Origin of the sequence: Sphingobacterium siyangense (assembly GCF_007830445.1) — a bacterium.
In the GTDB taxonomy this organism is placed as follows: Bacteria; Bacteroidota; Bacteroidia; order Sphingobacteriales; family Sphingobacteriaceae; genus Sphingobacterium; species Sphingobacterium siyangense.
Map to the genome: position 1 here is coordinate 59124 of NZ_VLKR01000030.1, position 12856 is coordinate 71979.

The 12856-nt window shown below is 39.2% G+C and carries 7 protein-coding genes; all 7 read left to right on the forward strand.

Annotation, left to right across the window (positions count from 1 at the left end; genetic code table 11):
• Nucleotides 1-172 precede the first annotated feature (172 nt).
• The 7 genes from IQ31_RS21435 to rpoC all read left to right on the forward strand — a co-directional run bounded on the left by IQ31_RS21435 (nucleotide 173) and on the right by rpoC (nucleotide 12108).
• Nucleotides 173-1285 carry a hypothetical protein gene (locus IQ31_RS21435; protein WP_145329985.1) on the forward strand — a complete coding sequence of 371 codons (1113 nt, stop codon included), beginning with the start codon at nucleotides 173-175 and terminating at the stop codon, nucleotides 1283-1285.
• A 354-nt stretch (nucleotides 1286-1639) separates the two neighbouring features.
• Nucleotides 1640-2083 carry a 50S ribosomal protein L11 gene (rplK, locus tag IQ31_RS21440; protein ID WP_070566323.1) on the forward strand — a complete coding sequence of 148 codons (444 nt, stop codon included), beginning with the start codon at nucleotides 1640-1642 and terminating at the stop codon, nucleotides 2081-2083.
• A gap of 22 nt (nucleotides 2084-2105) precedes the next feature.
• Nucleotides 2106-2804: a 50S ribosomal protein L1 gene (gene rplA, locus IQ31_RS21445; RefSeq protein ID WP_046672240.1), complete on the forward strand. Its 699-nt coding sequence runs from the start codon at nucleotides 2106-2108 to the stop codon at nucleotides 2802-2804.
• A 2-nt stretch (nucleotides 2805-2806) separates the two neighbouring features.
• Entirely contained in the window at nucleotides 2807-3325 is a 519-nt protein-coding gene (gene rplJ, locus IQ31_RS21450; RefSeq protein WP_070566325.1) for a 50S ribosomal protein L10, read from the forward strand.
• A gap of 78 nt (nucleotides 3326-3403) precedes the next feature.
• Nucleotides 3404-3781, forward strand: a complete 378-nt coding sequence (gene rplL / locus IQ31_RS21455) for a 50S ribosomal protein L7/L12 (protein WP_002992785.1) — start codon at nucleotides 3404-3406, stop codon at nucleotides 3779-3781.
• A gap of 168 nt (nucleotides 3782-3949) precedes the next feature.
• Nucleotides 3950-7759 (forward strand): DNA-directed RNA polymerase subunit beta, encoded by a 3810-nt coding sequence (gene rpoB / locus IQ31_RS21460; protein ID WP_046672286.1) that lies wholly within the window; start codon nucleotides 3950-3952, stop codon nucleotides 7757-7759.
• Between the two features lie 71 nt (nucleotides 7760-7830).
• A complete protein-coding gene (gene rpoC / locus IQ31_RS21465; RefSeq protein ID WP_145329987.1) occupies nucleotides 7831-12108 on the forward strand; it encodes a DNA-directed RNA polymerase subunit beta' in 4278 nt (1425 codons plus the stop codon).
• Nucleotides 12109-12856 lie beyond the last annotated feature (748 nt).

Below are 12856 nucleotides of genomic sequence, written 5' to 3' on the forward strand. Positions count from 1 at the left end.
GTAGTAGTGGTGCTCGCTCTCATCGTTTATGTCATCATGAATAGTAGCGCCTTTATTGATGCATTTAATGAAGGGTATAATAGGACCAGAAATAAATAAGTAGAATTATAGAAGATTATTGGATACTGTTAATCCCTAATTAATTAATAAAGGCCAAATAAAAAGGACTGAAATGAAATTTGAAATAAGAATAGGATTTGTTATCGGGATATTAACGATGATTTCTGTCTTGGCCAATGCACAAATTAAAGTCATTGATAGCCTAACACAGGAACCTATAAGTGGTGTCAATCTGTATGCGGATAACGGTAGCTTACTTGGTGCAACAAATATAGCCGGAGAAGTTGTGTTGGATTCGTTGAAACAGGAAAAAACCGTGAATCTAACTTTTCAGCATGTTGCCTATAGTAGTTTGATGGTGCCTTTTTCGGAAGTAAAGACGATGGGCAAGATCAAAATAGTTCCCCGATCAATTAAGATTGATGAGGTAGCGATAGGCGATCGGAGTAAGGCTGACTATGTTGTTTTAAAAGGGTATTTTCGGAACCTTACTTTACTTAATGATAAGATGGGATATTTTGTCGATGGCATAATTTCGTATTATATTCCACTAAAGAATAAGAAAGAAAAGGTTCGGTTTATTCTGAAGGAGTACCGCATTTTTGAAAATAAAGGTGCTACGCAAGATCTCGCAGATAAGATGGGAACTTTTTTTTCCTATAATCCAAGCGTGATCAATCTTAAAAACACTTCGATCGCCTATCAGTTGCCGAAAGGATTTCGATTGGAGGAGGATAAAGGTCGGCGGTTTATAAAACAAGGGAGTACAAACATGGGCTTTGTACAAGTTTCCAACGAGGGAAAAGGGCAGGTATATCTAAATCGGGTAGCGCCGGGTACCTCAATTGACCGAAAGATATTTAAAATACAGGGCCGTCAACATAGTGGCGTAACGATAGAAACGTATGCGCATGTAACTCCGGATAATTTAACAATGGATCATTTGGTCAGTGTGGTTAGGTCATCTGTCGGTGGTCTTAAAAAAAAGAGCCAAACTGAATATATGCCGATAGAGTCATATGATGAATTTTATGTGCTAGAAAAGGAGTATATCACCACAGATCAATTTACTGAATACAAAAAGCAATTTGCAAAAAGTATATTTCTGAAAGGAAGCAGTGATTATCAGAGCACCTATTGGAATGATCTCGATAGGTACGGAATCCCCGCTTTGCCTAAAGGGGTTAATGGTCAACTGGGAAATATTTTAAAAATTAAAGAGTAGCCTTATCGGGTTTTACCGTTGAACGATGAGAAACTTGAAACCGAACCCGATGAAATACATGCTATATACGTTGGTTATTAGTGTTTTTTTATTGTATTGGTAAATAGTTTTGATGGCTTTTATGCTCGGGGAGAATAAGACGGTCGGTGATATATTTGAAAAATAAACGAATGGATGCCAGCTTTTTAAAAAAAGTATAAATTCCTGAAAAATTAAAAGTTAGATACTTGCAGGATTCAAATCTTCTTATTAACTTTGCACCTCGGTTGGGGTGTTACGTCCCGATCGATGAATGTTACGTTATTTGCTTCCAACTTACTAACAGACATTTAACAAAATTAAATTCAAAACAAAATGGCAAAAGAAGTCAGTGCGTTAGTAAAATTACAAGTTAAGGGCGGAGCTGCGAATCCTTCACCTCCAGTAGGACCTGCATTGGGTGCTAAAGGTGTGAATATCATGGATTTCTGTAAACAGTTCAACGCTCGTACGCAAGACAAACCAGGTCAAGTATTGCCTGTTGTCATTACAGTTTACGCTGATAAATCATTTGATTTTATCATCAAGACTCCACCGGTTGCGGTTCAGTTGAAAGACGCTGCGAAATTAAAAAGTGGATCTGGCGAGCCTAACCGTAAAAAAGTTGCGGCTATCACTTGGGAACAAGTTGAGACAATCGCTAAAGATAAAATGCCTGATTTAAATGCATTTACTGTAGAGGCTGCTATGAAAATGGTAGCTGGTACAGCACGTAGTATGGGTATTACTGTATCAGGTAATGCTCCTTGGAACAATTAATTAAGAAATCAATTTAAGAAAAGTGGCTAGATTAACAAAAAATCAAAAAGCGGCACTATCCAAAATTGAAGCTGGTAAAGCATACTCTTTGAAAGAAGCTTCGGCTTTAGTTAAAGAAATCTCATTGACCAAATTTGATGCTTCTGTGGATATCGACGTTCGTTTGGGCGTAGATCCTCGTAAAGCAAATCAAATGGTTCGTGGTATTGCAACATTACCTCACGGTACTGGTAAAACTGTTCGTGTTTTAGTTTTGTGTACTCCTGATAAGGAAGAAGAAGCTAAAGCGGCAGGTGCAGACTACGTAGGTTTAGATGATTACATCAGCAAAATTGAAGGTGGTTGGACTGACGTTGATATCATTATTACTATGCCTAGTGTTATGGCTAAAGTTGGTAAATTGGGTCGTATTTTAGGTCCAAGAAACTTGATGCCTAACCCTAAAACTGGTACAGTTACAACAGAAGTTGGTAAAGCTGTAACAGATGTAAAAGGTGGTAAGATCGATTTCAAAGTTGACAAAACCGGTATCATCCATACTTCTATTGGTAAAGCGTCGTTCGATGCAGATAAGATATATGATAACGCACTAGAGGTATTACAAACTCTAGCTCGTTTGAAACCATCTGCAGCTAAAGGAACTTACTTTAAGAGTATTCACATTTCCTCAACTATGAGTCCTGGTATTCATATTGAGACTAAATCAGTAGCAGGTATTTAATCATGAGAAAAGAAGAAAAACAAGAAATTGTTCTAGCTTTGGCCGAACAGATTAAATCTTACGGTAACTTTTACATTACCGATACTGCTGATTTAACAGTTGAAAAAATAAATGGCATCCGTCGCAAATGTTTCGAGCAAGGTATCGAAATTAAAGCGGTAAAAAACACGTTGATCAAAAAAGCATTGATCGAAGCTGGTGTTGACGAAGAAGATATTTTTGGAACACTAAAAGGTGCTTCTACAATGTTATTTTCTGAAGTTGCAAATGCACCTGCAAAATTGATCAAAGAGCTTCGCAAAGCTGGTGATAAACCAGTATTGAAAGCTGCTTACATTGAGCAAACCGCATTCGTTGGAGATAATCAATTAACTGCATTAGTTAATCTTAAATCTAAAAACGAACTTATCGCTGATGTTATCGCTGCATTGCAGTCACCTGCAAAAAATGTTATTTCAGCTCTTCAATCTGGAGGAAATACTGTTGCTGGCTTAGTAAAGGCTTTAGAAGAAAGAGGTTAACGAATCCTCTAGAACAGAAACATTCGTTACAATTTAATTAACAATTTTTATAAAGTACATTCAAAAATTCAAAATAAAATGGCAGATTTAAAACAACTTGCTGAACAGTTAGTTAACTTAACAGTAAAAGAAGTTAAAGAATTAGCTGATATCTTAAAAGACGAGTATGGCATCGAGCCTGCTGCTGCTGCTGTTGCTGTAGCTGCTGCTCCAGCTGAAGGTGGTGCTGCTGCTGCAGAAGAGAAAACTTCATTTGACGTTATCTTGAAAGAAGCTGGTGGTCAAAAATTAGCTGTAGTTAAATTGGTTAAAGATTTAGCTGGATTAGGCTTGAAAGAAGCTAAAGATTTAGTTGACGGTGCACCTAAAGAATTAAAAGCTGGTGTATCTAAAGACGAAGCAGAAGCTTTGAAAAAACAATTAGAAGAAGCTGGTGCTGTTGTTGAGATTAAATAATCTCAACTAATTAGCCCGAAAAGGTTTAGACTCTGACGATTTTTCGTCAGAGTCTATTCCTATTTATATCAATACGCCACTATGCTGTGTATATGCTGGGCACAGTGGAAAGGTGGTTTACAGCATAAGTGTAAGCGCAGTTTTTTTAAAACTAAAATTCATATTCCCTTGGCAAACAATAATATTCAACAAGAAAGAATAAACTTTGCGACAAGTAAGAAAGTATTGGAATATCCAGATTTCTTAGATGTGCAATTGGAATCTTTCAAGGAGTTTTTTCAATTAGAAACTACTTCTGACAACCGCCATCAGGAAGGGCTGTTCAAGGTATTCTCGGAAAACTTCCCTATTTCTGATTCAAGAAACATTTTTGTGCTAGAGTTTTTGGATTATTTCATTGATCCACCACGTTATGATATCCAAGAGTGTATCGAGCGCGGCTTGACTTATAGCGTTCCTTTAAAGGCTAAGTTAAAGTTATCTTGTAATGATGAAGAACACGAAGATTTCGAAACTATTGTTCAGGATGTATATTTAGGGACTATCCCTTATATGACTCCTAAAGGTACTTTCGTGGTAAATGGTGCAGAGCGTGTCATCGTATCGCAATTACACCGTTCACCAGGCGTTTTCTTTGGTCAAAGTAGACACACAAATGGTACTAAACTTTATTCTGCAAGGGTAATTCCTTTCAAAGGATCTTGGATCGAATTTGCAACTGACGTAAATAACGTCATGTATGCGTACATCGACCGTAAAAAGAAATTCCCAGTTACGACCTTATTGCGTGCTATCGGTTACGATTCGGATAAAGATATCTTAGAATTGTTCGATTTAGCGGATGAAGTAAAAGTTAGTAAATCTGGTCTTAAAAAATATGTTGGTCGTCGTCTTGCGGCTAGGGTATTGAAAAAATGGGTAGAAGATTTCGTGGATGAGGATACAGGTGAAGTTGTATCTATCGACCGTAACGAAATTATCCTTGAGCGTGAAACTGTTCTAGAAGAAGATCACATTGATTTGATTATCGAAGCTGGCGTTAAGTCTATTATCTTAGCGAAAGATGATGAATCAAACAATGCGGACTATTCTATTATATATAACACTTTACAAAAAGATACGTCCAACTCAGAAAAAGAAGCGGTAGAACATATCTATCGTCAATTGCGTAACGCTGAACCACCAGATGAGGAAACTGCTCGTGGTATCATCGATCGTTTATTCTTCTCTGACAAACGTTACGATTTAGGTGATGTAGGTCGTTACCGTATCAATCGTAAGTTGAAGTTGGGAACTCCGGATGATACGAAAGTATTAACCCGCGAGGATATCATTGCGATTGTGAAGTATTTGATCAATTTGATCAACTCTAAAGCTGAAGTAGATGATATTGACCACTTGTCAAACCGTCGTGTACGTACTGTAGGTGAACAATTATATGCTCAATTTGGTGTAGGTCTATCTCGTATGGCCCGTACAATCCGTGAGCGTATGAACATTCGTGATAATGAGGTGTTTACGCCGACCGATTTGATTAATGCTCGTACACTTTCGTCCGTAATCAATTCGTTCTTTGGTACAAACCAGTTGTCTCAGTTCATGGACCAAACTAACCCTCTTGCTGAAATTACGCACAAGCGTCGTTTGTCAGCTTTAGGTCCAGGTGGTCTTTCCCGTGAGCGTGCAGGTTTCGAGGTTCGTGACGTTCACTATACACACTACGGTCGTCTTTGTACAATTGAAACTCCTGAGGGTCCAAACATCGGTTTGATCTCCTCATTGGCTGTACATGCGAAAATTAACCACTTAGGATTTATCGAGACTCCTTACCGTAAGGTAAAAGATGGGGTTGTTGTGGTTGACGAGCCAGTCGTATATTTATCTGCTGAGGATGAAGATGGTAAAACAATCGCACAAGCGAATGCTTTGTATGATGACAAAGGTAATTTCGAAGATGCGAAAGTGAAAGCCAGATATGAGGGTGACTTCCCAATTATCGAGCCTAATATGCTTGATTATATGGACGTTGCTCCAAACCAAATTACATCTATTGCGGCTTCATTAATTCCTTTCTTGGAACATGATGATGCCAACCGTGCATTGATGGGATCGAACATGCAACGTCAGGCCGTGCCTGTATTGCGTCCACAAGCTCCTATCGTAGGTACTGGTCTTGAAGGTCGTGTAGCGAAAGATTCACGTACATTGATCAATGCGGAAGGTCATGGTGTAGTAGAATATGTAGATGCTGATGAAATCAAAATCCGTTACGACAGAAACGACGATGATCGTCTTGTATCATTCGATGATGATGTCAAAACGTATAAATTGATCAAATTCAAGAAAACCAACCAAAATACATGTATGAACTTGAAACCTATCGTTAAGAAAGGTCAACGAGTTGAACCAGGACAGGTATTATGTGAAGGTTATGCAACTGAAAATGGTGAATTGGCATTAGGTCGTAACTTGAAAGTAGCATTCATGCCTTGGCAAGGATATAACTTTGAGGATGCGATCGTAATTTCTGAGCGTGTAGCGAAAGAAGACTGGTTTACTTCTCTTCACATTGAAGAATTCGAACTTGAAGTTCGTGATACAAAACGTGGTGAAGAAGAGTTAACAGCTGATATTCCTAACGTATCTGAAGAAGCGACAAAAGACTTAGACGAAAACGGTATTATCCGTATCGGTGCTGAAGTTGGTGGTGGTGATATCTTAATTGGTAAAATCACACCTAAAGGTGAGTCAGATCCTTCTCCAGAAGAGAAATTATTACGTGCAATCTTTGGTGACAAAGCTGGTGACGTGAAAGATGCTTCATTGAAAACTCCACCATCATTAAAAGGTGTTGTTATTGATACGAAGTTATTCTCGCGTGCGAAGAAAATGTCTAAAGAGGTTGAGCGTAAAACTTTAGAGAAACTAGAGGTTGCTCACGATAGAGCAGTTAAATCATTGAAAGATCGTTTGGTTGAAAAATTATTCACTGTCGTGAATGGTAAAACAAGCCAAGGGGTATACAATGTCTATAAAGAGTTGTTGGTTGCTAAGGGAGCTAAGTTTACGCAAAAAATCCTGGCTGAATTAGATTACAACAACATCAACCCAATGGGATGGACAACTGACGAAGATAAAAACGAGTTGATCAAAATGGCTCTTCATAATTACAATATCAAGATTAATGAAGAGTTAGGTTCATTCAAACGTGATAAATTCGCAGTATCTGTCGGTGATGAACTTCCATCAGGAATTGTGCAGATGGCTAAAGTTTACGTTGCTAAAAAACGTAAGTTGAAAGTAGGGGATAAGATGGCCGGTCGTCACGGTAACAAAGGTATCGTTGCACGTATCGTACGTGATGAGGATATGCCATTCTTAGAAGATGGAACACCAGTTGATATCGTGTTGAACCCACTAGGGGTACCTTCACGGATGAACTTGGGACAGATCTACGAGACCGTATTGGGTTGGGCAGGTCAAAAATTGGGTGTGAAATTTGCTACACCTATCTTTGATGGTGCTGAAATGGATCAGGTACAAGATTGGGTTGCGAAAGCTGGCCTACCAAAATCTGGACGTACATATTTGTACAACGGATTGACAGGTGACCGTTTCGATCAACCGACGACAGTGGGTGTAATCTACATGTTGAAATTAGGTCACATGGTTGATGATAAAATGCACGCACGTTCAATCGGTCCGTACTCATTGATCACACAACAACCTCTGGGTGGTAAAGCGCAATTCGGTGGTCAACGTTTCGGTGAGATGGAGGTTTGGGCATTGGAAGCATTCGGTGCGTCTAACATCCTTCAAGAAATCTTGACTGTGAAATCGGATGACGTGGTTGGTCGTGCCAAAACTTACGAGGCAATCGTAAAAGGTAACAACCTTCCGACACCATCGGTACCAGAATCGTTCAACGTATTGGTACACGAGTTACGTGGATTGGGTCTAGATATCACATTGGATTAATTAAGCAAATAGGGCTTTGAAGGGCTTAGTCCTTCAAAGCTTCTTTATAAAGCTTTAACTTTTGAATAAGTATGTCTTACAAAAAAGATAATAAAATTAAAAGCAACTTCACTTCGATTACGATCAGCTTGGCTTCTCCAGAAACTATTTTGGAACGCTCAAGTGGTGAAGTTACAAAACCGGAAACGATTAACTATCGTACCTACAAACCAGAACGTGACGGTTTATTCTGTGAGCGCATTTTTGGTCCTGTGAAGGACTACGAATGTCACTGTGGTAAATACAAACGTATCCGTTATAAAGGTATCGTATGTGACCGTTGTGGTGTTGAAGTAACTGAGAAAAAAGTACGTCGTGAGCGTATGGGACACATCAATTTGGTTGTTCCTGTTGCACACATCTGGTATTTCCGTTCTCTTCCTAATAAAATTGGTTATTTATTGGGACTTCCTACCAAGAAATTGGATATGATCATTTACTACGAACGTTATGTGGTTATCCAAGCTGGTATTAAAGAAGAAGATGGTATCAACTTTATGGACTTCTTGACTGAAGAAGAATATTTAGATATTTTAGATACCTTACCAAAAGAAAATCAATATTTAGACGATAACGATCCTCAAAAATTCGTTGCCAAGATGGGTGCTGAGGCGTTAGAAGATTTGTTGAAACGTATTGATTTGGATCAATTGTCATACGATTTACGTCACCAAGCTGCTAACGAAACTTCTCAACAACGTAAAAATGAAGCGTTAAAACGCCTTCATGTGGTTGAGGCTTTCCGTAGTTCACGTGAAAATATCGAGAATCGTCCAGAATGGATGATTGTGAAAATCGTTCCAATCATTCCACCTGAGTTACGTCCTTTAGTGCCTTTGGATGGTGGTCGTTTTGCGACTTCGGATTTGAATGACTTATATCGTCGTGTGATTATCCGTAACAACCGTCTAAAACGTTTGATCGAAATCAAGGCTCCTGAAGTAATCTTACGTAACGAAAAACGTATGCTTCAAGAAGCGGTAGACTCTTTGTTTGACAACTCACGTAAAGTGAACGCTGTTAAGACAGAAGGTAACCGTGCATTGAAGTCTTTATCTGATATTTTGAAAGGTAAACAAGGTCGTTTCCGTCAAAACTTGTTAGGTAAGCGTGTGGATTATTCGGCTCGTTCGGTAATTGTTGTAGGTCCTCACTTGAAATTACACGAGTGTGGTCTTCCTAAAGATATGGCTGCAGAACTTTACAAACCGTTTATCATTCGTAAGATGATCGAGCGTGGTATTGTAAAAACAGTAAAATCAGCTAAAAAAATCGTTGATCGTAAAGATCCTGTGGTATGGGATATCCTTGAAAATGTATTGAAAGGTCACCCTGTATTGCTAAACCGTGCACCTACGCTTCACCGTTTGGGTATTCAGGCTTTCCAACCTACATTAGTAGAGGGTAAAGCTATTCAATTACACCCATTAGTGTGTACAGCGTTCAACGCCGATTTTGACGGTGACCAGATGGCAGTCCACTTACCGCTTGGTAATGCTGCAGTTTTGGAAGCCCAAATCTTAATGTTAGGTGCGCACAATATCTTAAACCCTGCGAATGGTTCTCCAATCACAGTACCATCTCAAGACATGGTATTGGGTCTTTACTATATTACTAAAGGCCGTAGAACTGCTGGCGATCACATCGTAAGAGGTCAAGATATGACTTTCTATTCGGCTGAAGAGGTTATCATCGCTTTAAATGAGAAGCAAATTGACCTTCACGCTTGGATTAAAGTAAAAACAAAAGTTAGACTAAAAGATGGTAGCATCGTTGATACCTTATTAGAAACAACTGTAGGTCGTGTGATCTTCAACCAAGTTGTTCCTGACGAAATGGGATTTGTCAATGAATTGCTTACGAAAAAATCTTTGCGTAATATCATCGGTGAAATTGTGAAGACTACGGGTATGGCCCGTGCAGCACAGTTCTTGGATGATATGAAAGAATTGGGATATCAAACGGCCTTCAAAGGTGGTCTTTCGTTCAACTTGGAAGATTTGAACATTCCTGCTGCGAAAGCTGAATTGATTCAACAAGCAACTAACGAGGTTGAAGAAGTAATGAATAACTATAACATGGGTTTCATTACAAACAACGAACGTTACAACCAAATCATCGATATCTGGACGCGTATCAACAACAGATTGACGGCACACGTTATGGATATTCTTTCGAATGATAACCAAGGATTCAACTCAGTTTACATGATGTTGGATTCTGGAGCCCGTGGTTCGAAAGAGCAGATCCGTCAGTTATGTGGTATGCGTGGTTTGATGGCGAAACCTCAAAAATCAGGTACTTCTGGTGGTGAGATTATCGAAAACCCGATCTTGTCAAACTTTAAAGAAGGTTTGTCCGTATTGGAGTACTTTATCTCTACCCACGGTGCGCGTAAAGGTCTTGCCGATACAGCATTGAAAACAGCGGATGCGGGTTACTTGACACGTCGTTTACATGACGTAGCGCAAGATATGATCGTTGTGGAACAAGATTGTGGTGGTTTACGTGGTATTTATACAACAGCATTGAAAGATAATGATGATGTTGTTGAACCATTGTTCGATCGTATTTTGGGTCGTACACCATTGCATGATGTTCTTCATCCGGATACTGACGAATTGATCGTTTCTGCAAATGAAGATATCACTGAGGAAATTGCCGAAACTATCGAAAAAGCAGGTATCGAAGGAATTGAGATTCGTACGGTATTAACTTGTGAGTCTAAGCGTGGTGTTTGTGCTTGTTGTTACGGACGTAACTTGGCGTCAGGTAAGCGTGTTCAGTTAGGTGAAGCTGTGGGTGTTATCGCCGCTCAATCAATTGGTGAGCCAGGTACACAGTTGACACTTCGTACATTCCACGTGGGTGGTACGGCATCGAACATTGCTGCTGATTCAAGTATCATTTCTAAATACGATGGTAAAATCGAATTTGAAAACGTACGTACTGTTTCGCAAACAAACGATAATGGCACACATCAGGTAGTCTTAGGACGTTCTGGTGAGGTTAAGATCATTGATGCACATAATAAAATCGTATTCCAACAAAATATCCCTTATGGTTCACAGTTGTTCGTTGAGGATGGCGGTACAGTAGCTAAAGGCGATAAATTGGTCGAATGGGATCCATATAATGCAGTAATTATTTCTGAATTTGCTGGTAAAGTTGAATTTGACGCAATTATCGAAGGTGTTACCTTCCGTGAAGAGTCAGATGAGCAAACTGGTCACAAAGAGAAGGTAATTATTGAAACACGTGATAAAACGAAAAACCCATCCATCAAGATTCTTGATAAATCGGGAGAGGTTATTCGTACCTACAATATCCCGGTAGGCGCCCACGTTGCAGTTGCTAATGGTGTAACAGTGAAAGAAGGTGGTATCCTCGTTAAAATCCCTCGTTCTACAGGTAAAACGCGAGATATCACAGGTGGTCTACCACGTGTAACGGAGTTATTCGAAGCACGTAACCCTTCTAACCCTGCTGTAGTAACAGAAATCGACGGTGTGGTAACATTGGGTGGTGTGAAACGTGGTAACCGTGAGATGTCTATCGAGTCTCGTGATGGTCAAATCAAGAAATACTTGGTACCTCTTTCTAAACATATCCTTGTTCAGGATAATGACTTTGTGAAAGCTGGTATGCCATTATCAGATGGTTCGATCTCTCCTGCGGATATCTTGTCGATCAAAGGTCCATCAGCAGTGCAACATTACATTGTGAATGGTATCCAAGAGGTATACCGTCTGCAAGGTGTGAAGATCAACGATAAACACTTCGAGACGATCGTTCACCAAATGATGCAAAAAGTTAACATCGAAGATCCAGGAGATACTCGTTTCTTAGAAAAAGAAGCCGTTAACAAATGGGATTTCATGGAAGAAAATGATTCTTTGTTTGACAAGAAAGTTGTTGTTGATGCAGGGGACTCTAATAATTTACGTCCGGGACAAATTGTTTCTTTACGTAAGTTGAGAGAAGAGAACTCTAGTCTGAAACGTCGTGACTTAAAACTTGTTGAAGTTCGTGAAGCAATTCCGGCTACTTCAAGTCCATTGTTGCAAGGTATTACCAGAGCTTCATTGGGTACGAAATCGTTCATCTCTGCTGCCTCTTTCCAAGAGACTACAAAAGTGTTGAACGAGGCTGCTATCGCAGGTAAACGTGATAACTTATTAGGTTTGAAAGAAAACGTAATTGTTGGTCACTTGATCCCTTCTGGTACAGGTATCCGTCAATACAGCAATTTAATCGTGGGCTCTCGCGAGGAGTACGATCAATTGTTGGCTTCGAAAGAAGAAGATTAATCGTTACTCGATTATTTTATATAGGAAGGTCCAGACATTCGTCTGGACCTTTTTTGTTTCGATAACGACCTTATATGATATTGAAGAAGGTCGTAAAATATATTTAGCTTGCTTTTTTAGCGGTGAAATTGCTTGTTAAGGAAGGGGGCGAACTGAAATTTATAGCAAGCAGCTTGGCCGTTTAATTGGTTAATTTTACCTGATAGGACGGTTTAAAGCATAGCTATCTTAAATGAATCGTTCAATGTTACAGTTAGTTAACTTTAATATTAAAAAATAATAAACAAAAGGCTTGGAAGTCTGCCCGAAAACTCCCTATCTTTGCACCACTCCGCAAGGGAGGGACGGTTACTTCGAGAGAAGGAGCCATGAAAAAAGAAGGGTTTAAGAGAAGTCTGGCAGGATCAAAAATCCCGCCCGGTTTAAGTTTAAACGCGGAAATCGAAAAAAGGGAAAAGAAAAAAAACTTCAAAAAGTTTTTGGAAGTTCAGAAAAGATTTCTACCTTTGCAGTCCCAACGGAAACGAAGGGAAAAACAAAAAAGATAAAGACGGCGCAATGCCATCGGAATATAGCGGATACGGAAGTTGAAGCGACAAAAGTTCTTTAAGAAAACACAATCATGTAAGCGTGACGAGTAGACAAACGAAAGTCATGAACAAATTCAAGTAATTCGTTCAATTCGATCCAAGATCAGAGATATAAAAAAAGAATTCTGATTATTATAAATAGTTGGAATCAAAAACTT

What these genes read in the sequence shown, in the direction of transcription:
- IQ31_RS21435 (WP_145329985.1), top strand. Translation starts at nt 173, where the DNA reads ATGAAATTTGAAATAAGAATAGGATTTGTTATCGGGATATTAACGATG.
- rplK (WP_070566323.1), top strand. Translation starts at nt 1,640, where the DNA reads ATGGCAAAAGAAGTCAGTGCGTTAGTAAAATTACAAGTTAAGGGCGGA.
- rplJ (WP_070566325.1), top strand. Translation starts at nt 2,807, where the DNA reads ATGAGAAAAGAAGAAAAACAAGAAATTGTTCTAGCTTTGGCCGAACAG.
- rplL (WP_002992785.1), top strand. Translation starts at nt 3,404, where the DNA reads ATGGCAGATTTAAAACAACTTGCTGAACAGTTAGTTAACTTAACAGTA.
- rpoC (WP_145329987.1), top strand. Translation starts at nt 7,831, where the DNA reads ATGTCTTACAAAAAAGATAATAAAATTAAAAGCAACTTCACTTCGATT.